This window comes from Rhizobium sp. BR 314, assembly GCF_047445805.1.
Taxonomy (GTDB): Bacteria; Pseudomonadota; Alphaproteobacteria; order Rhizobiales; family Rhizobiaceae; genus Rhizobium; species Rhizobium lusitanum_B.
In genome coordinates this window covers 280,371-301,125 of record NZ_JARWLA010000005.1, presented here as the reverse complement: position 1 = coordinate 301,125, position 20,755 = coordinate 280,371, and the positions used below count along the sequence as shown (strand labels likewise).

The following is a 20,755-nucleotide window of genomic DNA, read 5'->3' as shown; positions in this document are numbered from 1 at the left end:
GCCTTATTTGTTAACAAGTCATCACGATTCTCATGAGCCGCATTTCATCTACCCTTTCCCGCCGAACTTTCATTTTTGGTTCGCTGGCCGCATCAGCAACGCTGGCCGGCTGCTCCACCGTGCCGCAGACAGGTCCCGGCGATCAGGCGCAGCTTAAAACGCCGTTGCCAACGATCAAACCGGTGGTCGAGCCGGAAGTCGTTGCTCCTGCGCCCGCCCCCGCGACCTCACCGGAAGTTGCCACCCGATACGCTCAACTCCAGGATGGCGGATTCACCATTCCCGCCATCCCCTATGAGAAGATCGATCCGAAATATTATCGCCAGCAGGTCGTCGACCCCACCGGCGAGCCGGCCGGCACTGTCGTCGTCGACACGGCGTCGCGCTTCCTCTACCTCGTACAGCCCGGCGGCAAGGCATTGCGTTACGGCGTGGGGATCGGACGCGAAGGCTTCGCCTGGAAGGGTGAAGGCACCATTCACTGGCGTCAGCATTGGCCGCGCTGGAAGCCGCCGACCGACATGATTGCCCGTCAGCCCGGCCTTGCAAAATTCTCCGTCGCCAATGGCGGCATGGCGCCTGGATTGAAGAATCCGCTCGGCGCCCGCGCGCTCTATATTTTCCAGGATGGCAAGGACACGCTCTACCGCCTGCACGGCACACCCGACTGGAGATCGATCGGCAAGGCAACCTCTTCCGGCTGCGTCAGATTGATCAATCAGGACGCAATCGACCTCTATGAGCGCATCCCGTATCACGCCCGAATTGTGGTCTATCAGACCCCTCTGCGCGGAACCGGGGCCTAAGCAAATCCAGAAAGGAGCGGCGGTTCTACGCCCGGAATGTGCAACAACAATGGGGTAGGGCGTTCGCAGTTCGATGAAGTGCGCAAGCCTCCATGGATGGCCGAACCATCCACTCGGCCGCCCTTCTCCCTCTTGCCTCGCTCCGTACGAAAGGCTTTGCGACGGAAGCCTATTCGATCGCAGTGATCTCCAGTTCCTCATTGCCGAGGCTGACGAAATCGCCAACGGCCTTGCCCATCAGGAGCCGTGCCACGGGGGAGACATAGGATATCGATCCGGCCTTCGGATTCGCCTCGTCCTCACCAACGATACGATATCGCTGCACCCGCCCGTCTTCGCGGCTATAGGTGACCGTGCTTCCGAAGGCGACAAGGTCAGAAGACGCCGGAGCGGGCATGATCTCGGCAGTCCGAACACGTTCGACGAGATAGCGCACATCGCGCAACGGGATAGCGCCCTGCCGGCGACGCTCGTTGACATCCTCAATTCCGGTGGTCGCCTCGTAGGCTTCCCGCGCCTGCTGAAGCTGCTGCTCCAGCGCCTTCAACCCCGCCTCGGTTACGAGGTTCGGATGCTCAGAAATGGTCCGGTCGGGCAGCAGGGTTTCCGCTGCCGTTTCCGCACTTTCTTCCTTCATGAACGCGGTGCTCAATTTCAAACTCCATCTCGCGCACGACGCCCCGGCATCACCCGGGTCGAGCGCCCCGCCGATCAGAAAGCATGTTGCATCTCTGGAACGACGGGGATCAAATACCAAATATGCCTGACACAATAGACCGGATGGCGACTGCGGGGAAATGCAATGACGAACAAAACTTCCAAACCGGCGACAAAGTCAGAACCGGGTTCGACTATGGCGGAGCCAAAGTTGCTGTCGGGCGGCAACCCGCAAATCGCCAAGGGGTATGGCGATGAACCGGTGCAGGCCTATATCGCTGCCATGCCAGGTTGGAAGAGCGAGGTCGGCCGAAAGCTCGACGCCTTGATCAAGCAAACCGTTCCCAATGTCCGAAAAGCGGTGAAATGGAATTCACCACTCTACGGCATCGAAGATGATGGCTGGTTCCTCGGCATTCATTGCTTTGCAAAATACATCAAGATCGCCTTCTTTCGCGGAGCATCGCTGCAACCGATCCCACCCGGTGAATCCAAAGCCCAAGATACGCGCTACCTCAATATCCGCGAAGGCGACATCATCGATGAAACCCAATTTGTCACTTGGGTAAGACAGGCGAGCGAGCTGCCCGGCGAACGTATGTAAACCATCGGCTGCCCGATCTTGTCGCCGACATTTCTTGGCATTCCCGGCATGATTGCGTAGCATCCCCCACAGCCGCGCCCATCCGTCAGGCAATTGCTGCCCGCATATTTGTAACGTAGCGCAAAGGAACGCCATGCGTCGTCTGGACAAGGAGATATTCTACTCCCTTTCGCTCCTCGGCATGGTCATGGGGCTTGTGTTTTTCGCAGCATCGCTGACGCCAAGCCTCATGCCGCGCTCCTATCTCGTCCAGGGTGCACTCTCCGGCATCAGTGCGGGCATCGGCTATATGATCGGCACCGCGCTGACCTGGCTTTGGTTCTACCTTCAGCTGCCCGCCCCGGACAGTTCGTTGAAACCGGTGCGATGGGCAATAGGGATGGCATGTCTCGCCCTCTGCCTTGCCGCGCTCTGGCATGCCACATTCTGGCAAAACTCGATCCGTCTTTTGTGGAAAATGCCGCCGATCGCCACCGCAGAGCCCTATTGGCTTGCGGCAGTGGCCGCTGTGACCTTTCTGGCGGCACTAATCTTGGGACGCTTGTTTCGCCTGGTCTGCCTGATCTTTTCAAAATGGCTTTCGCGTATGGTGCCAAGTCGGCTGTCAAAAGTCATGGGGTCCTTATTGGCTATCGCGTTGTTCTGGTCGATCGGCCAGGGAATATTGCTTCGCCTTGCGCTTGACGCGGCGGATGCCTCCTTTCAGCAGGCAGACGCACTGATGGAAACTGATCAGCCAAGCCCGCAGGAGGCGACGAAAACCGGCAGCTACGCCTCGCTCGTCGAATGGCAAGGCCTCGGCCGGCAAGGGCGGCACTTCATCGTATCCGGCCCGACGGCGAATGAAATCTCCAGCTTCTGGAACACCAAATCACAGGAGCCGCTTCGCATCTATGTCGGACTGAACAATGCCGAAACGAGCAAGGAGCGTGCTGCTCTTGCCCTGAAGGAGTTGATACGGCAGGGAGCTTTCGAGCGCTCGCTTCTGGTCGTGATCGTACCGACCGGGACAGGCTGGATATACCCCGCAGCCATGGACACGCTGGAATATCTGCAACAGGGCGATGTCGCCAGCGTCGCCGTTCAATATTCATACCTCACGAGCTGGATGTCGCTTCTATTCGAACCACGGGAAGGCGAGGAAACGGCCGTCGACCTCTTCGATGCCGTTTATGGCTACTGGTCAAAACTCCCACACGACAAGCGCCCGAAGCTCTATCTGCATGGATTAAGCCTTGGAGCGCTGAATTCGCAACTATCGCTCGATATCTACAATGTCATCGGCGACCCGGTGAATGGCGCCTTGTGGAGCGGACCTCCCTTCCGCAGCGCCCGGTGGATGGCGGCGACCGCGGCACGAAATCCCGGCACGCCGGAATGGTTGCCGAAATTCCGCAACGGATCGGTAATCCGGTTTGCCAATCAAGAGCATCCGCCAGAGCAATACGCCGCGCCCTGGGGGCCTCTTCGCGTGATCTATCTCCAGTACGCCAGCGACCCGGTCGTCTTCTTCGACGCATCGTCCGCCTTCCGCGAGCCTGAATGGATGAAGGCGCCGCGTGGACCGGATGTTTCGCCTCAGCTCACCTGGATACCCGTGGTGACGATGCTGCAGCTGCTTTTCGACATGATGATCGCCACCACCTCACCGGTTGGCTACGGGCATATCTATGCACCGCAGCACTACATAGACGGCTGGATATCGCTGACCGACGCCTCAATCGCGCCGCAGGATGTCACACGGCTGAAATCGCTCTTCGCCTCGCGCTTCGGCATGACGCCGTGACATGTGAACAGCGGGAGGCCGGTGGCGAGCAATCACGCTCATTCGCAATTGCTGTGTTCGTCGATTTGCCGCCCTCTAACGCAAAAGGCCGCCAGACTAAAGCCTGGCGGCCTTTTGCGTAGTGTTTTGTTAAAGTGCGCTACGATCCCTTCAAGAACCGCTGTGCGCTTTTGCTCGACATGCGTTAGTGCCCGCCGAGCCGATACCCCTCGTTAAGATAGTCGAGCGCAACGCCGTTAACAGTCACAGCATAGCGATCTCCGGCAGCGTCCTTAGAGACGGACACCTGGTACTTTCCGCTTGGCAAGTCGAGATCCGCCGAGAAATTATCCCACTTTGCCGGCAGCGCCGGCTTCACATGGAGATGACCGTTCTCGACGCGCACACCGAGGATGCCCTCGATCGCCGTGCGATAGAGCCAACCGCCCGAGCCGGTGTACCAGCTCCAGCCGCCACGACCCTTGAGGGCGCCTTCGCCATAGACGTCGCCGGCAATCACATAGGGCTCAACGCGGTAGACATCCGCCGCAGACTTATCGAGCGAGTGATTGATCGGGTTGAGCATCTCGAAGCAGCGCCATGCATCTTCCGAGCGGCCCATGCGCGCAAAGGCGAGCGTTGTCCACACCGCGGCGTGGGTGTACTGACCGCCATTTTCGCGAACGCCCGGAGGATATGCCTTGATGGCACCGGGGTCGTTGGCCGGGTTGGTAAAGGGAGGCGTCAGCAAGCGGATGAACCCGTCTTCCTTGTCCGCGAGCTTTTCGAGGACGGCGTTCATCGCCATCTCGCTGCGCTCCGGATTGCCCTCGCCCGACAGAACGCTCCACGACTGGGCGATGGAGTCGATCTTTGCCTGATCGGACTGGCTGGAGCCGAGCGGCGCGCCGTTGTCGAAATAGCCGCGGCGGTAGTAATCACCATCCCAGCCGGAGGTTTCGAGCGCTTCCTTCAGCTTGGTCAGATGTTCCGACCAGCGGCTGACGCGCTGCGTGTCGCCACGCGCCTCGGCATAGCCGATGAACCGGCGCAGGGCGCCCGCCAAGAACCAGCCGAGCCACACGCTTTCGCCACGGCCATCGATGCCGACGCGGTCCATCTTGTCGCACCAGTCGCCGCTCATCATCAGCGGCAGGCCCTTTACGCCGGTGCGCTTGATTGCCAGATCAAGGCCAAGGGCAGCATGCTCATAGAGCGATGCGTTCTCGGCGGAGACACGCGGCACGAGGAATGCGTCGTACTGGCCCGGGCTAAGCTCTGCCCCTTCGACGAAGGGCAGCATTTCGTCGAAGATCGCCGTATCGCCCGTCGCCGTGCAATATTGCTCGACCGCGTAGGCGAGCCAGACCGGATCGTCCGAAATGTTCGTCCTGACGCCGGCGCCGCTGTCTGCCAGCCACCAGTGCTGGAAGTCGCCCTTGGCAAACTGGCGACGGCCGGTGTTGAGGATTTGCTTGCGGGCAATGTCAGGCGAATGCAGGAGGAAGGCCAGAGAATCCTGCAGCTGATCGCGCAGGCCCCAGGCGCCGCTCGACTGGTAGAAGGCGGTGCGCGCCATGATGCGGCAGCTAAGCGTCTGATAAGGCAGCCAGTTGTTGACCATGAAGTCGAAGCGCTGATCCGGGGTCGAGACGCGTGCCTTGCCCGTGAACGTCTTCCAGTAGCCCTTGGTCTTGCCGAGCACTTCCTCGAAGCTGACAGAGCGGATGTCGGCCATGAGCGCTGCCGATTCCTCGCGCGAGCCGGCATCGCCCATATAGAAGTAGATGGCGCGCTCCTCGCCCGGCTCGATCGTCAGATCGAAGGCCATGGCTGCTGCCGGATCGCCATCAAGTTCGATCACGTCAGAGAGACGCGAGCCCGCGGAAACCTTGCGAGGCTGCTGGATCGTTCCGTGGCGGCCGATGAATTCGCGGCGGCTGCCGGAAACACTTGAGGGCTTTTCGCTCGCCGCAAACGACGCCACGCGCCCGCCGAAATCGACGCTGAACGGATTGTTCGCGAAGATCACACCGCTCTCCCGATCGAATTCGGAGACGATGTATGGTTTGCTCTTGGTCGGGTTGTTGCCGAGAATCCATTCGGCATAGCCGTAGAGACGAAGCTTGCGTGCTTCGCTTGCGGTGTTGCGAATGCGCAGCTGCGTCAGCTTGACCGACTTCTGCATATGGAGCGTCTGGGTGACTTCCAGCGAGATTTCGTCCTGGGTCGTGGAGAAGACCGAATAGCCCAGGCCGTGGCGAACCTCGAAGTTCGTATCCGAAGTCTGAGCCAGGGCAGCATAGGGAACGATGATCGAACCGCGATCGAGGTCCTTGATATAGAAAGCTTCGCCAGGCCTGTTGATGACCATGTCGTTGGTCCAGGGCGTCAGCTGATGGTCACGGGAGTTCTGGCTCCAGGTGAAGGCCGCACCTTCGGCCGAGACATGGAAACCGAAGTTCTCATTGGCCATGATGTTGACCCACGGATGCGGCGTCTGTTCTCCGCCCGAAAGGCGCACGACGTACTCGCTGCCATCGGCTGCAAAGCCGCCATAGCCGTTCCAGAACATCAGATCGCTGCCGTCGCCATTCGTCGGCGCAGCCTTGCTGCGCGTCATCCTCGGCACGAGCGTGGAATCGCCCCACTGGCCAAGCAGCGCCGGCGATCCTGCAACGGAGCGGGCCCGTTCCAGCTGATCGTTCAGGCTGCCGTCCCGGCCACGCAGCACGATGCGCGAGGTCGCGATGATGGCATCATAGACTTCCGGAGCGGTCATATCCTTGCGGATCACATAGATGTTGCGCTGAATGCCGGCCGCCTCGCTTGCATGGCGCGCGCCATCGCAAAGTTGGTCGATCGTACGTTGCATCTCCGAGGCGTCCTCGCCGGTACGCTCGTTGAAGATCACGAGATCGACCTCGACGCCGCGCGATTGCAGGAAGCCCTGCGCGCGCAGCAGCTCCTTGACGAGATCGGTGCCAAGCTCGTCGGTAATGCGCAAGGTCATGATCGGCGCGTCGCCGGAGAGCGTTGCTCCCCAAAGAACCGACTGAGACCGCAGGCCGGCACGAACCGTCTGCTTGTCCGCACGCAGCGACATCTCGGGATAGACGATATAGCGCGCAAAGCGCTGATAGGCCGCCGCTTCCTTCGAGTTGACACCGATCTGACGCAGCTGCTTCTGGGTGCGCGTCCAGGCCTGAACGAGGCCCTGGGCAAAGCTGTCGGGCTGACGATAGTGCTCCACCGCCGTCTCGAGTTCCGCCCTATTTCCGGCCGCGATGGTCCAAAAGACCAGGCTGACCTTCTTGCCCGCCGGAATGCGCACGACGCGGCGCAGCGAGACGCAGGCATCCATGGTGAAACCGTCCGTGCCCGAGAGCGTGGCGCCTTCGTCGAAGGCGGCAGCTTCCGTCAGCGTGCGACCTCTTCCGAGGAAGCGCATGCGGTCGGTTTCGAACTGGGTCGGGCCGTCGCCACCGCTGCCGTCGACGACAAGCTGCGCGATCGCAACTTCCGGATCGGTGACGCCGCGCTTTCGGCGCTCGACGAAGATGGCGTCGCCGCGGCTAGCAATCTCGGTATGCACGAACATGCGGGCGAAGACAGGATGCCCGGTATCGACGATATCGAGCGTGGCAACCGGCTCCATATAGGAGGTGACTTCGATCACCCGGTCTTCCGTACCGGAATTGGTGATCGTCAGGCGACGGCCTTCCGCATCGTGATCGCTCGCGATGAAGACTTCCATTTCGCTCGTCAATTCACCGACGGTCTTGACGAACTCGGCCTTGTCGTCGCTGAAGGTGACGCGAACGTGCTCGTTTGCGATGGAGCGCGGCTCAGCGGTGGCGGACCACCATTCGTGCGATGCCGTGTCCCGCAGGAAGACGAAGGAGCCCCAACGATCTTCGGTCGGATCGGCACGCCACCGGTTGATGGACAGGTTGTTCCAGCGCGTATAGCCGGCGCCGGTCGCGGTCAGCATCGTCGAATAACGACCGTTGGACAGCAGCAGTAATTCCCGCTCGCGCGATGCGGGATCCTCGACGCGACGCACTTCGGGACGCATCAGATCGCCTTGAATGGTTGCCGGAGCATCCGTCTCGTGTTTGGAGGCCATGACCGGGATGTCGCGCGGCGCCTTTTCCTGCAGCAGCAGCTCGGCCGCCTCGATCACCGGGTCGGCATGGAAGAGCTCGCGCAGCAGCCCGTCGAAAGCGACGTTGGCGACGGCTGCGATCGACATGCCATGGTGGTGGGCGTAGTAGTTGTAGACGACCGCGCACTTCTTGCCTTCGGGCACGCGGCTCGGCGTGAAATCGACGGCATCGTGGAAGCCGTACATGCCGAGTGCGCCAACAGCTCTAAGCTTGTCGAGGTTCTCGAGTGCGGCCACTGGATTGTACTGGCTTGCGAGCAGTGAAGCATAGGGCGCGATAACGGCATTCTGGCCAAGGCCGCGCTTCAGACCGAGTGTCGGCACGCCGAAATTGCTGTATTGATAGTTCATCTGGTGGTCGCGGGCATTGAAGGCCGCTTCCGAGATACCCCAGGGGATGCCGACGCCGAGGCGCTTGGCGTAGTTCATCTGCTCCTGGACGATCAGATTGTTGGTCTGATTGAGGATACCGCCCTGACGCTCCTGCATGACAAGCGGCGGCATGAGATATTCGAACATCGAGCCCGACCAGGAGACCAGCGCACCGCGCGGTCCCACCGGAACGACGTGACGTCCAAGCTTGTACCAGTGCTCGGTCGGCAGGTCGCCCTTGGCGACGGCAAAGAGGCTGGTCAGGCGCGCTTCGGATGCCAGCAAATCGTAGCAGGCGGCGTCGACCTCTTCGGTTTCGACCCGGAAGCCGATCGACAGCAGGCGACGCTCCGGACGGAACAGGAAGCTGAAGTCCATGGCGAAGGCGATGTCGCGAGCGCGAGCGCCGACCGCGATCAGTCTTTCGGAGATGCCATCGATCTTCGCCTGATCGAGCGCATTGTCGACCAGATGAAGCTCGCAGGTCGCAACGAGCCTGCCGGCCCAATAAACGACTTCCTCACTCCGGGCGGTCTTGACCTCCTGGTCGAGATTGCCGGCAGCTTTGCCGATCTCACGGGCATCCTCTACCAGCCGCTCGATGGCGGCCAGCGAGAATTCCTTCTTCTGCTTGGTACTGGCGAGCGTGTTTTCGAGAGCGGCAATCCGTTCGTCGACGCGATCCCGAAGGTCGCGGCTCGTCTTGTTGTCATCCGCAAGTTCGGCAAGGACTTCGCGGAGAATGCCGACAATGTCGCCGATACCATCGAGACTGCCGTGAAGCTGAGCCGTAGGCGACTGTGCCCAACTACGGCAGGCGGAACCCACCGCGATCAGGTGGCCGGCGAGGTTGCCGCTATCGACCGACGAGACGTATTTGCGGCCGAGCGGCTTCAGAGTATCCGTGTGATACCAGTTGAACAGGTGGCCGCGATATTTTTCAAGCTTCTCGGTGGTGTCGATCGTCTGTTCGATGCGCTTGACCGCCTCCTCGAACGAAATCCAGCCGAACTGGCGCGCCGAAATCACCGACAGGAGATAGACGCCGATATTCGTCGGCGAAGTACGCATGGCGACGACCGCATGCGGCGTCTGCTGGACGTTATCGGGCGGCAGGTAATGCTGGCCGGGCACGACGAAATTGTCGAAGTAGCGCCAGGTCCGCCGCGCGATCTTGCGAAGCTCGCTTCTGACCTTGTCGGGAACGACCAGTCGGTCTTCGGTCTCCGCCGTCTGGCTGACGATCCAGGCGATCATGGGCGAAAGCACCCAGAGAATGACGAAGGGTACGCCGACCAGATAGGCGCTGTCGCCGGAATACATGGCGAAGAGCAACGCAAGGATGGCAAGCACTGGAGCGCGCCACATGACCTTGTAGTGGCCAAGGACGGTGGTCTGCGCCGAAGCCTGGGCGCTTGCGGCGGTGCGCCATTGCAGCATCAGCTTGTGGCTGACGAAAAGACGATAGAGCGAGCGAAGGATGGCATCGGCCATGACGCATGCGCTGTCGGCAATGAAGACGACGCGCAACGCGACCTGGGCGTTCGCATTCTGGATATCGGTCCAGACCATATGCAGATGCGCGCCCAGGATGATGTCGCTCGTGCGCGGGATGATGCCGTTGATCAACGACAATGTCGGCGCCACAAACAGGCTGAAGATCAACACGATCTGCCAGAGCAGCGCGCCGAGCGGGCTCATCCAGTACCAGCCGAGGGCGGACGCCAGGAACCAGGCGATCGGCGTCAGGGAACGACGAAGATTGTCGGCCATCTTCCAGCGGCCGAGCGCCGTCACGCCACGCTTCGGATCGAAAATATAGGGAAGCAGCTGCCAGTCGCCTCGGGCCCAGCGATGCTGCCGCGAGACTTCCACTTCGTAGCGGATCGGGAAATCCTCGACGAGCTCGCAGTCGGTTACCAGGGCGCAGCGCGCCATTGAGCCTTCGAGCAAATCATGGCTCAGCACCGAGTTTTCCGCGATCCTGCCCTTGAGCGAGGCTTCGAAAGCGTCGACGTGATAGAGACCTTTGCCCGTGAAGGTGCCTTCGCCCGTGATGTCCTGATAGACGTCGGAGACGGCGAAGACATAAGGGTCGAGACCGCGATTGACCGAGAAGATGCGCTGGAAGGCGGATGCATCCTTGCCCGTTGTCAGCGACGGTGTGACGCGCGGCTGCAGGACGCTGTAGCCGTCGACCACGCGCTGGCTCTTCTCATTGAAGACCGGGCGGTTGATGGGATGATGAAGCTTGCCGACAAGCTTGGTCACGGTGTCGCGAATAATGCGCGTATCACTGTCCAAGGTCATGACGTATTTCACGTCCTGCGGCACGGTGTCGGCGCCGGGAAGGAAGGTGGTATTCGGATCGCCGCGCAGCAGCATGTTCAGCTCATGCAGCTTGCCGCGCTTGCGCTCCCAGCCCATCCAGGCACCTTCGGCCTCATTATAAAGGCGACGACGGTGCAGGAGGTAGAAGCGTTGCTTGCCGTTCTCGGCGTAGCGCGCATCCAGATTGGCCATCTGTCGACGTGCGTAATCGAGAACTTCGAGATCGCGCGCATTCTGCTCTTCCTGACTATCGGGCCAGTCGGTGAGCAGCGCGTAGTAAACTTCGCCGCGCGGATTAGCGAGATAGTGAACTTCGAGATTGCGGAGCAGTTCATCCACATGCTCGCGCTTGCCGATGAGGCTTGGAATCGTCACGAGCGTGCGAGCCTCAGCCGGCAAGCCCTTCTTGAATTCGTAGCCGATCAGGCGATCGGGAGCGATGAAGAAGGTGGCGAAAAAGTTGAAGAGGCCTGTGGCACCTTCCGAGGCCGGAAGCGCGAATGCCAGCAGCAGAACGATCGTCGCAAAAAGAGGAATTCCCGTGCTGACGAAAACAGCGCCGACAGCGACGAGCGCTAGCAGCGTGAGGGCCAGGACAGGTACGGCGATCGCGAGCCAGTTCAACCGGCGCATCGCCCGCATGAACCGCACGCCGAGCGGCTTGCGGAAGCCAATCTCCGCCTCGAGCGCGGGGCGCCCTGCGCCAACCAGAAAATAGCCGACATTGGTGGCGGCAGCCGACGCGTCCTTGCCACCGGCGCTAGCGCGCTCGGCGAGCTTGATCGCTGCTTCGGCGATATCAAGTTCGGTCTTCTCGCTGCGCTTTGCCAGCTTTTCGATCTGGCGGCGATAGGAATTGCGCGAGCCGGAGTCGAGTTCGGCATAATCGGTCTGCTTCCACAGAAGCTTGTCGATCTTGCTGACCTCTTCGACCCAGGTAGACCAATCGGTATCGTTGATCTCCCTGAGGCTCTTGATGATGCTGCCCATCAGCGTATTGGCGGCCGCAAGCCGGCTCTGCTCGATGGACATGACGGTTTCAGCGTCGGCGCCATTTGCGGCGAGCTTTGCTTCCAGCCAGCCGAGCGCGGCCTCCGTCGGCTCAAGGGCGTTGCGCAGGCGATAGTGCAGCTGGGTAACGAAGGTCGAATCGCCGAGATTCGCCGCCAACGTCTCAAGGAATTCGACCGATTTGGCGTCGCCGAGCGCAATTGCCTTACCGGCGGCGTCGTTGGCGATGCCGCGCATCTCGCGGCTCTTGTCGATCCGCGTTGCAACGCGCCTGAGATTGTCGATCAGCACGTAGCGAACGAGCGACGGCATAGCCCAAAGCTCGCCGATATGCAGGGTCTGAACGTCCTGAAAACCTTCCGTCACCGCCGCCATGCCGGGATTGCTGATATTGCTGTGGGCATGGGCCATATAGAGCCAGGCGAGCGCCAGGGTGCGGGGAATATCGACCCCGTTCAGCTTGATGGTGCGCAGCTCGCGATAGAACTTCCTCGGGAAGTCACGACGGACTTCCTGGATCGCCTCCTCGACGATGTAATGGTTGTCGAGCAGCCATTCCGTTGCCGGAGTGATGCTTTCGCCTGCATCGACATCTGCCGCTGCGGATTTATAGACCCGGAGGATCTCGCCTTCGTTCTCGCGATGCCGTTGAAAAAAATCGAAATTTTCAAAGCTCGTGACGTCAAGCTGCCGGCTCTCCGCAAATCCAGCGGCCTTTGCTCGCAACTGATCATTCGACAAAAGAGTGGCTCGGATTCCGAAATCCGGATCCGAAAGGGGCGACTTGGCCTGTGCGGTCGAACCGCCCGCTAAATTCTGAGACACCATGGCATCTGCTCTTCTGTTGAATTCATATCCGACTGAGTATCCTAACCAAACAAAATGCGCTGACGGCGCTAGAGTTGCATGTTCGGGCTCTTCATAGGCTTGTAGGGAAAATAGCTGTGTTCAGACATGAGATAGTGGAAACCGTTAACGCTTCTCAATAGCGGCTTCAAAATGAACGCGCGATTAATCAAGTTATATATTTAACAAGCAGAAATGGGGAGTTGGCATGCCTTATCTTTATGGTGGGTGATCGGGCCTCCGAAACGCAAAAGGCCCCCTTGCTGGGGGCCTTTGAGTTTGGATATCAGGTCATCGGCGGGCGTCGAAAGCGGGACGCCCGCATGGGCCTCAGGCCTTGTAGGTCTGCACGGCGCCGGCAAGCTTGCTCCATTCGCCATACCAGCTGTTGAACAGCTTGAACTGCGCCTCGACATAGCCGCGCTGGCTCTCGGACAGAACATCGCTCTCGTTGAAATGCAGCGCATATTCCTCGTCGCCCTTCAGCACCATCATGTGCTTGAAGTAGAGAACCAGATCCGGACCCTCGTCGAAGGACGACAGCACCGCCAGTGCCTGTTCGAGCTCGAGCGCCCGCTGACGCGCATCGGCGTCGCCCGCAGCCGCTGCCTGGGAGAGCTTGCACAGATGGATCACTTCCTTCGGCAGCACATTGCCGATGCCGGTGATCGCCCCCGTCGCACCGCAATTGACGAAGCCGTGGAACACCGCCGTGTCGACGCCGATCATCAGCGAGACCTCGTCATCGCGGCTGGTGATGTTCTCCGCCGCATAGCGCATGTCGGCCGGACCGCCGAACTCCTTGAAGCCGACGAGATTGCCATGCTCGGCCCTCAGCGCAAAGAACAGATCGGCGCGCGTGGCAAAGCCGTAATAGGGGCTGTTGTAGATGACGGCCGGAAGATCCGGCGCCGCCGAYAGGATCGCCTTGAAATGCGCCTTCTGGGCGGCGATCACCGAACCGCGCGACAGAACGCGGGGGATGACCATCAGGCCCTTGGCGCCGACCTTCTGGGCATGYGCCGCATGGGCAACCGCCGAGGCGGTGTTGACGGCGCCGGTGCCGACGATGACCGGGATGCCGGCCTTGACCAGGCGCTCGACGCCTTCCATGCGCTGGGCATCGCTTAAGAGCGGCCAGTCGCCCATCGAGCCRCAATAGACTACCGCCGACATSCCGGCAGCGATCAGCTCCTTGCCCTTCTTGACCAGCGCGTCGAAGTCGGGGCTGCGGTCGGCCTTGCACGGCGTCATCAGGGCCGGGATCACGCCGGAGAAAATGCTTGCGGTCATCTGTCTGTCCTCTTGGGGCTTGGCCTCTTGGGCTTGGAATGCATCGGCAACGATGCCAGGCCCAATCTCGGCCCCTCGTCACCTTCTCAGCAATATCAATACAGCTTTGTATTCAATTTGTCGACAAGAAATATGCAAGCAAGACAGGTTCGAGGCTCCGAAATTTCAGAGCTTCACATCCAGGCGGTCCCCCCGAACCAAAAGCTTCTGCACCTGCGCCACGATCTGTTCCGCATGCAGCCGTGCAAGGCTCTCGGCAAGATCGGTATCGCGCGCGGCAATGGCGGCGATCATCTCATCATGCTCCTCGACGAAACGACGGGGCAGCCGATCATTGTAGGATTGGTAGTAGAGACGGAGAATGCGCCGGCCCTCGTTGAGCAGGCGGCCAAAGAGAGCGGTGAAATAAGGGTTGCGACCCGCTTCCGCGATGGCAAGATGTAATTCGGCATTGGTGGAGATCATCGCAAGCGCGTCCTGCGCCTCGACGGCGGCGGCAAACTCCGCCTGGCGCGCGCGCACGATCTCCAGATCTTCGGGCCGGTGATACTTCGCCGCAAGCTGCGTCGTGACACGATACATCAGCACCAACGCATCGAAATAGCTGTGCATGTTGAGGAAGTCGATCTGCGACACCATGGTCGAGCGATTGGGCAGCGTATCAATCAGCCCCTCGCCGGCAAGCCGCACCAGCGCTTCGCGGATCGGGGTGCGCGACATGCCGAAGCGTTCGGAGAGCTGCACTTCGTCGATGGGGCTGCCCGGCGGCAGTTCCAGATGCAGAATCTCGTCGCGCAAGATATCGTAGACCACCTTCACGCCAGAGCCGCGCTTGCGCTCGTTTCGCAGGCTTGTTTCATTATCCATGACTAGCTGACCTCTTCTTTCAGCGTGAGAAATAAAGGGGCATGCCCGGTAAATCAACGGCGCTCTGACGACGGCGGTCCAACCTTGCACGACAAGATGTCCGAAGCGCCAGCACCTCCGGCATTGAGCGACGACGACACCAAAAAGCATACGGGAGGCCGCGATGGCGGCCTCCCGTATGCTGCACGATCAACGAGTTGAAAAGACGCTCTTCAACGTGGACGGCGGATCGCCCGCAGCTTGCCGCCGCCTCCGCTACCCGCATAGAATCGATCCCTGCCGTCGGATTCCAAGCCGGAAACGCCAACGCCCTCGGGCATCTCCAACCGTTCCAGCACCTCGCCCGTTGCCGGGTCGATACGGCGAATGTCGCTTTCGTCACCCTCCCAGGTTCCATGCCACAGCTCGCCATCGACCCAGGTGACACCGGTTACGATGCGGTTCGATTCGATGGTACGGCGGATAGCACCGGTCTCCGGGTCGATCTCGTGGATCCTGCGACCACGATGCTGGCCGACCCACAAACTTCCCTCGCACCAGGCAAGACCAGAATCGCCGCCATTGCCAGGCGCCGGAATGGTCGACAGCACTTTGCCGCTATCCGGGTCGATCTTGTGAATTCTGTCCTCGGCGATCTGGTAAAGATAACGCCCGTCGAACGCCGTGCCCGCGTGCGATTCCACCTCGATGGAGCGCACCCGCGCGCCACTTTCCGGATCGAGCGCATGCAGCTTGTCACCGGCGGCGAACCAGACATGCATGCCGTCGAACGTGACACCGTTGATGCGAGGCGCATCATCGAACGGACCATATTCACGAATGATCTCTGCTTGAGATTTTTTCATTGCCCTACCCTTCACTCGACTGCGTTGTTGAATTCGATGGCTATGATCCTAGTCGCTCGGCAGCGGACCCGGGAGTAACAATGTTGTCGGGAAGCCGACGACGGGCGGCATCATCCAGCGGCGGGCCCGACCATTGCCAACGCTCTGCACCTTGCCGGCTGCGGCGAGACCGTCGAGCGCGCGCTGCACTGTCCGCGGACTGGTTGAGAGCGCGATCGCCAGCGCAGAACTCGACCAGGATTCGCCGTCTGCCAACAAGGCGAGCAGGAAGCCATGTTCGGCCTCCAAAGGCGGCGCCAGCACCACTATATCACCCTTCCCGCGCGGTGTGAGCATGAAGCCTCGCGGGGTCGCGTCGATATCGGCGAAGGGCTCCAAGACAGCGCGCAGCCTCCCGATCTCGACCCTGAGCCGCGCCCTGTGGGATTCATCGGCATGGCGGGCGCGGAACGCCCGGGAGAGAAGATCGGTGCGCGACGCGTCCGCCGGAGCCGCTTCGGCAAGGACCCGCGCCAGCACGAACAGCACTGACCGACTTGCCAGCGATACCACGTCACTCCCCCGACGAACGACGTTGCGGCAGGCATCTACGACCAGCGTCCCGGAGGACAGCAGTGCCTCGACCTCGCCCAGCGATAGCAGCCTCTCCGATCCTTTGGAAATCAGCCGCGCCGCCGGTGCGTCGAGCGCCCGCCCGGCCGCCTGCACTTCGACTTCGAGCGCAGGAATATCGGCTCTGCGCGCCGCCTGCGCCGCTCTTGCCAAAGCGGCTCGCGCCGCCCCCGTGCGCAGACGACGGATGGCAATGCCGGCAACCGCGAGTTCGTAGCTTGCCCTTGCGGCAGGCGGCAATGGCGAAGGATCGAGTTTCGCAAGCAGTCGCTCGGCTTCATCGAGATAGCCGACCAGAAGCCGGCGACGGATCTGCAGATTGCGGGCATGCGCTGCATTGATGCTATCGCCATGCTTGTCGAGAACGACGCGCGCCGTCTCCAGTGCCTTTTCCGGCCAGCCGAGATCGCGCGAGACAAGGGCAATCTCCGCCTGGGCGACGATGCAGCGGGCACGAGCGACCGTTTCGCGCGGACCGAAGGCATGCGCAGCGCTTTTTAGCAGCGACTTGGCCCTATCTAGGTCGCCGAGCTGCGCCATGGCGATACCGCGCAGGGCGAGCGCGGGCGGATCGTCACGCAGCGCCACCCGTTTCATCGCTCCAAGTGCGTCGCCGGCAGCGAGCGCCTGTGCGGCAGCGACGATCAGCGAGTCCATCGAAATCCCGTCACACTTGTAACTCCCACCCCTTGAGCTTCCAGCCGTAAGTTATTCCCCATCGGCAGGCAAGACGTCGGCCGGCGATGGCAAATCAAGCCAATCAAGGAGATGAACCATGACAATGCATAGAACCGGTACACGCAAGGAGTGGCTTTCGGCGCGGCTTTCCCTACTGGAGCAGGAAAAGGAGCTGACACGGCGCAGCGACGAAATTGCCGCCAACCGCCAACAGCTGCCCTGGGTGAAGGTCGAGAAGGACTACCGCCTTGAGACGGAGAAGGGCTTGGTCCCTCTCTCGGCGCTCTTCGACGGACGGTCCCAGCTGCTCGTCTATCACTTCATGTTCGGGCCGGATTATACGGTGGGATGCCCGTCCTGCTCATCGATCGCGGATGGTTTTAACGGGATTGCCGTGCATCTCGAAAACCATGACGTTGCCTTTTCCGCAGTGTCACGGGCGCCGCTCGCGAAACTGCAGGAGTTCAAACGCCGCATGGGCTGGACCTTCAATTGGGCATCCTCTGCAGACAGTGACTTCAATCACGATTTCAATGTCTGGTTCACCCCGGAAGAGCAGCGCAACGGCGATATCGAATACAATTACCGTCGTGAGCCGCCAATGCCGGACGCTCAAGCGGGCAAGACGATGCAGCAATGGGAGTTGCGCGGCAGCGAGGGACCGGTCGAACTGATGGCGTCGATGACGGGGACGGATGTCGCGACCTACACACGCGATCGGCCAGGTGTGAGCGCCTTCGCCCTGCAGGGCGGCGAGATCTATCACACCTATTCGTCCTATGCCCGTGGATTGGATGGTGTTTGGGGCATGTATCAATGGCTCGACCGCGCACCGCTCGGCCGCAATGAGACCGGAGTTTGGTGGCGCCATCACGACCGCTACGGAGCGCTCTGATGTCCAAACTGTCCGAAATCCGTGAAAGGGCCGGCGTACACGCCGCCGGCCTGCTGCGAATTCCCGGCACAGGGCGCTGGTTGCAACTGGCCGCAGCCCCAGTTTTCGCCATTATGGCGTTACTGACGGCACAGGATACGGCGGCCGATATGATCTGCTCGGCGCAGGGCGGCTCGATGTTGGGCGGAATGGTGGTGATGTATCTGCTGATGAGCCTGTTTCATATGGGACCGTGGCTTGCGCTTTTTACAAGAGAAGACCGAGCACTCAAACGTTGAGCTACACTCTTTGCCTGCCGCGATTGATGGCGCGCTCCCGTGCGCTGTCACGCTTCCTTATGATCGCGCTCCATCAGGACCTGTTCCTGGATACCGAAATGATCTTCGAATTTCCGCCACCCCATCGGCGTCACTTCGACAACGCGCGATGATTTCTCCCTCCGTATCCAACCCTCATTGCAAAGCAGACTGGTGAAGTGCACGCCAAGCGGGCCGGCGAGGTGATGTTGCCGCTCCGTCCAATCAAGACATTGCCGTGCGAGCCCTGCGCGAGCCGGTTTGATTTTCGTCAAATCGAGACCCATGCTTGAAAACCACTCGGCCCCGATCGGCGTCACCTCAAATCGCTTATTGTCGGCGGCGACGAGAAGCCCTTTTTTGAGCATTCCCTTGGTAACGGCGACCCCGAGGCGGCCGGCCAAATGATCATAGCAGCAGCGAGCGAACTGCAGTTTCTGCGCCTCGCGGGTCAATGCCTTTTTCCGAGTAATCACCATCGGCCCTATCGATGCCAGGTTTTCCAGGGCCAACGCCACATGAGGGCCGGCAAGGCGATAATAACGATGCCGCCCTTCGGTCTCGACCGTCAGCAAGCCTCCGGCCAGCATTTTGCCCAGGTGCGAGCTGGCTGTCTGCGCGGTCACGCCGGCGGCATAGGCGAGTTCGCCGGCCGGCCGTGCCCGGCCATCCAGCAAAGCGACGAGCATGACGGCGCGCGCGGGATCGGCGATCAACGCGGCCGCAGAAGCGATATTCGGCTGTGAACCCATGGTCATGACTTCCCTGTTTCGGACACCAAAATAGCATGACCCACGTTCGCATGTTTCGACACGCGTCGAAGCATTTCATCCAACCGGCGAGCTACGATGCGCCAGCACCTGTCTGAAACGGAACCCAGAGAATGACGAAGACCACGATCGCCTTTCTGACCGACACCCACCTCGGCCAAAAACTGGTCATGAACACCGACGTAACTGGCGGCAGGATGCGCTATGATAGTGAGCCAAAGCAGCACGAAGACCGCCTGCGGTTGGTTCTCGACGACATCGTACGCAGGGGGATTTCCGATATCGTCTTTGGAGGCGATATCGGCACGGTACAATCCGTCTCCAGATTTTTCGAGATTCTGAGGGGATACGATTTCAACATATCCGTCATTCTCGGCAATCACGATGTCTATGCTGACGTTATGCAATATTGGACAGCGGGCGAAAACGCGGTGAATGGAAAGCTCTGCTATTCCCACGCCCACAGACATCTGAAACGCGTCTTCCTCGACACATCGGACAACATATTGGGAGATAACCAGCGCGCCTGGCTTGCGCGCGAACTCGATGCCGTAGAAAGCGCCGTCCTCTTCGTGCATCATCCGATCCTGGCGGTGCCGACGCCTGTGGATCGAAGCGGCGCCGCCCTGCGAGATCGAGATGAGATCAGGTCGCTGCTGAGCGGCCTAGATTGCGACATCACGATATTCTCGGGCCACTATCACATGATGGATGAGGCTCGCGACGGGAATATCCGCCAATTCGTCTCGCCGGCAGTCTCGTACCAAATCTTCAAGCAGTCCGATGAACTCCAAGCAGATGCCCAAACCTTCGGCTATCGCATCATCGAATTGGAGGACACGAGGATAAAGACGCGGGCAGTTCTGCTGAACCAGGCCTCTCGTAGCCGCTGATCAATCTACCATTGCCGCGGTAAAGCACGGTGCGCAGGACTTGCGGACGATCAATCTTGGCTCAAAGACGGTCTGCGATCCGCTCGGCAGGCGCTTGCTTGCCAGCTCGTCCAGAAGTGCTGAAATGGCGGTCTGCGCCATCTCGAGGACAGGTGCTGCGACCACGGTCGGTGGCGGGTTCATGATGTTGGCAAAATCGAAATCGTCGATGCTGATAACAGACACGTCTTCAGGAACGGAAAGACCGAGTTCGTGCAGCGCGTCCAATGTGCCGAGCATCATCATGTTCGACAGCGCGAAGATGGCAGTCGGCGGATCGGGCTGCTTCATTCGCGCGAACACGCCATCATGTGCGACCGACTGGTCGAAGCGGCCGGGCAGCAACAGATCCTGCTCGATCGGTAGGCCATGGGCTGCCAACGCTTGCCTATAGCCTTCCAGGCGATGCTCGCCGGTGACGATATTGTCACGGCCGATCGTCACAGCAATCCGCCGGTGACCAAGCTCTATCAAGTGTTCGGTGGCGATACGACCGGCGGCAATATTGTCGAGCTTGACCACATCATAAGGCAGCCCCTCGACAAAGCTGTCGAGCAGGATCGTCGGAACATGGATCTGGTCGACAATCCGGGCGCCATGTTTCGCGTCGGATCGTGTCGGGATAATGATCAACCCGTCGACCCGCTGCATCCGCATCATCGTCAATATCTGCTGCTCGCGGGCGTGATCCTCACCGGTCGAATAAACCGCAACCATGTAGCCGGCATTCAAACAGGCGGATTCGACCACCTTGGCGACCCTGGCAAAATGCGGGTTGGTGATATCAGGCAAGATCAGCCCGATCAGCCTTGAATGCCCTATCCGCAAACTGCGGGCTCCGCCGTGCGGCACATAGCCGATGTCACGAACGGCGGCCTCGACCTTGGCGATTACCTCATCGCTGACGGGTGCCGATCGATTGATCGCAGCCGATGCGGTCGAGATCGCCACCCCTGCCCGTTTCGCCACATCCTTGATGGTGGCCATGCTCCCTCCGCTCGCATTTT

At 60.5% G+C, this 20,755-nt stretch carries 14 protein-coding genes; 6 read left to right on the top strand and 8 right to left on the bottom strand.

Features of this window, described 5'->3' with window-relative positions; all coding sequences use genetic code 11:
* The first annotated feature begins 32 nt into the window (after positions 1-32).
* Positions 33-806, top strand: coding sequence for a L,D-transpeptidase (locus QD461_RS10035; RefSeq protein WP_414087602.1), 774 nt, complete (start codon positions 33-35; stop codon positions 804-806).
* 169 nt (positions 807-975) lie between these two features.
* On the opposite strand, the gene greA is transcribed toward QD461_RS10035, so the two are convergent.
* Positions 976-1,458, bottom strand: coding sequence for a transcription elongation factor GreA (gene greA / locus QD461_RS10030; RefSeq protein WP_414087601.1), 483 nt, complete (start codon positions 1,456-1,458; stop codon positions 976-978).
* 150 nt (positions 1,459-1,608) lie between these two features.
* Here greA and QD461_RS10025 point away from each other — a divergent pair, with 150 nt between their 5' ends.
* Positions 1,609-2,067, top strand: a complete 459-nt coding sequence (locus tag QD461_RS10025; RefSeq protein WP_414087600.1) for a DUF1801 domain-containing protein — start codon at positions 1,609-1,611, stop codon at positions 2,065-2,067.
* A 133-nt stretch (positions 2,068-2,200) separates the two neighbouring features.
* Positions 2,201-3,853 (top strand): alpha/beta hydrolase, encoded by a 1,653-nt coding sequence (locus tag QD461_RS10020; protein WP_414087599.1) that lies wholly within the window; start codon positions 2,201-2,203, stop codon positions 3,851-3,853.
* 184 nt (positions 3,854-4,037) lie between these two features.
* Here QD461_RS10020 and QD461_RS10015 read toward each other — a convergent pair whose 3' ends face one another.
* The 5 genes from QD461_RS10015 to QD461_RS09995 all read right to left on the bottom strand — a co-directional run bounded on the left by QD461_RS10015 (position 4,038) and on the right by QD461_RS09995 (position 16,834).
* Complete coding sequence (locus QD461_RS10015) at positions 4,038-12,542, bottom strand: GH36-type glycosyl hydrolase domain-containing protein (protein ID WP_414087598.1); 8,505 nt, start codon at positions 12,540-12,542, stop codon at positions 4,038-4,040.
* A gap of 348 nt (positions 12,543-12,890) precedes the next feature.
* On the bottom strand, positions 12,891-13,853 hold the full coding sequence (locus QD461_RS10010) for a dihydrodipicolinate synthase family protein (RefSeq protein ID WP_414087597.1): 963 nt from the start codon (positions 13,851-13,853) through the stop codon (positions 12,891-12,893).
* A gap of 165 nt (positions 13,854-14,018) precedes the next feature.
* The gene (locus QD461_RS10005; protein ID WP_184703655.1) at positions 14,019-14,720 is read right to left on the bottom strand and encodes a GntR family transcriptional regulator; all 702 of its coding nucleotides are present in this window, start codon (positions 14,718-14,720) and stop codon (positions 14,019-14,021) included.
* Between the two features lie 212 nt (positions 14,721-14,932).
* Positions 14,933-15,565, bottom strand: a complete 633-nt coding sequence (locus QD461_RS10000) for a PQQ-binding-like beta-propeller repeat protein (protein WP_414087596.1) — start codon at positions 15,563-15,565, stop codon at positions 14,933-14,935.
* Positions 15,566-15,613: 48 nt separating this feature from the next.
* Positions 15,614-16,834 carry a helix-turn-helix domain-containing protein gene (locus QD461_RS09995; protein ID WP_414087595.1) on the bottom strand — a complete coding sequence of 407 codons (1,221 nt, stop codon included), beginning with the start codon at positions 16,832-16,834 and terminating at the stop codon, positions 15,614-15,616.
* Between the two features lie 118 nt (positions 16,835-16,952).
* On the opposite strand from QD461_RS09995, the gene QD461_RS09990 reads away from it, so the two are divergent.
* Both QD461_RS09990 and QD461_RS09985 read left to right on the top strand, forming a co-directional pair.
* Positions 16,953-17,750: a DUF899 domain-containing protein gene (locus tag QD461_RS09990; RefSeq protein ID WP_414087594.1), complete on the top strand. Its 798-nt coding sequence runs from the start codon at positions 16,953-16,955 to the stop codon at positions 17,748-17,750.
* Positions 17,750-18,028: a hypothetical protein gene (locus QD461_RS09985; protein WP_414087593.1), complete on the top strand. Its 279-nt coding sequence runs from the start codon at positions 17,750-17,752 to the stop codon at positions 18,026-18,028. Before QD461_RS09990 ends, QD461_RS09985 begins: the two co-directional genes overlap by 1 nt.
* 47 nt (positions 18,029-18,075) lie before the next feature.
* On the opposite strand, the gene QD461_RS09980 is transcribed toward QD461_RS09985, so the two are convergent.
* Positions 18,076-18,804, bottom strand: coding sequence for an ArsR/SmtB family transcription factor (locus tag QD461_RS09980; RefSeq protein WP_414087592.1), 729 nt, complete (start codon positions 18,802-18,804; stop codon positions 18,076-18,078).
* A 125-nt stretch (positions 18,805-18,929) separates the two neighbouring features.
* Between QD461_RS09980 and QD461_RS09975 the strand changes: the two genes are divergently transcribed.
* Positions 18,930-19,709: a metallophosphoesterase family protein gene (locus QD461_RS09975; RefSeq protein ID WP_414087591.1), complete on the top strand. Its 780-nt coding sequence runs from the start codon at positions 18,930-18,932 to the stop codon at positions 19,707-19,709.
* Here the strand turns inward: QD461_RS09975 and QD461_RS09970 are convergent, their stop codons facing one another.
* Positions 19,710-20,735 (bottom strand): LacI family DNA-binding transcriptional regulator, encoded by a 1,026-nt coding sequence (locus QD461_RS09970; RefSeq protein ID WP_414087590.1) that lies wholly within the window; start codon positions 20,733-20,735, stop codon positions 19,710-19,712.
* Between the last annotated feature and the right edge of the window lie 20 nt (positions 20,736-20,755).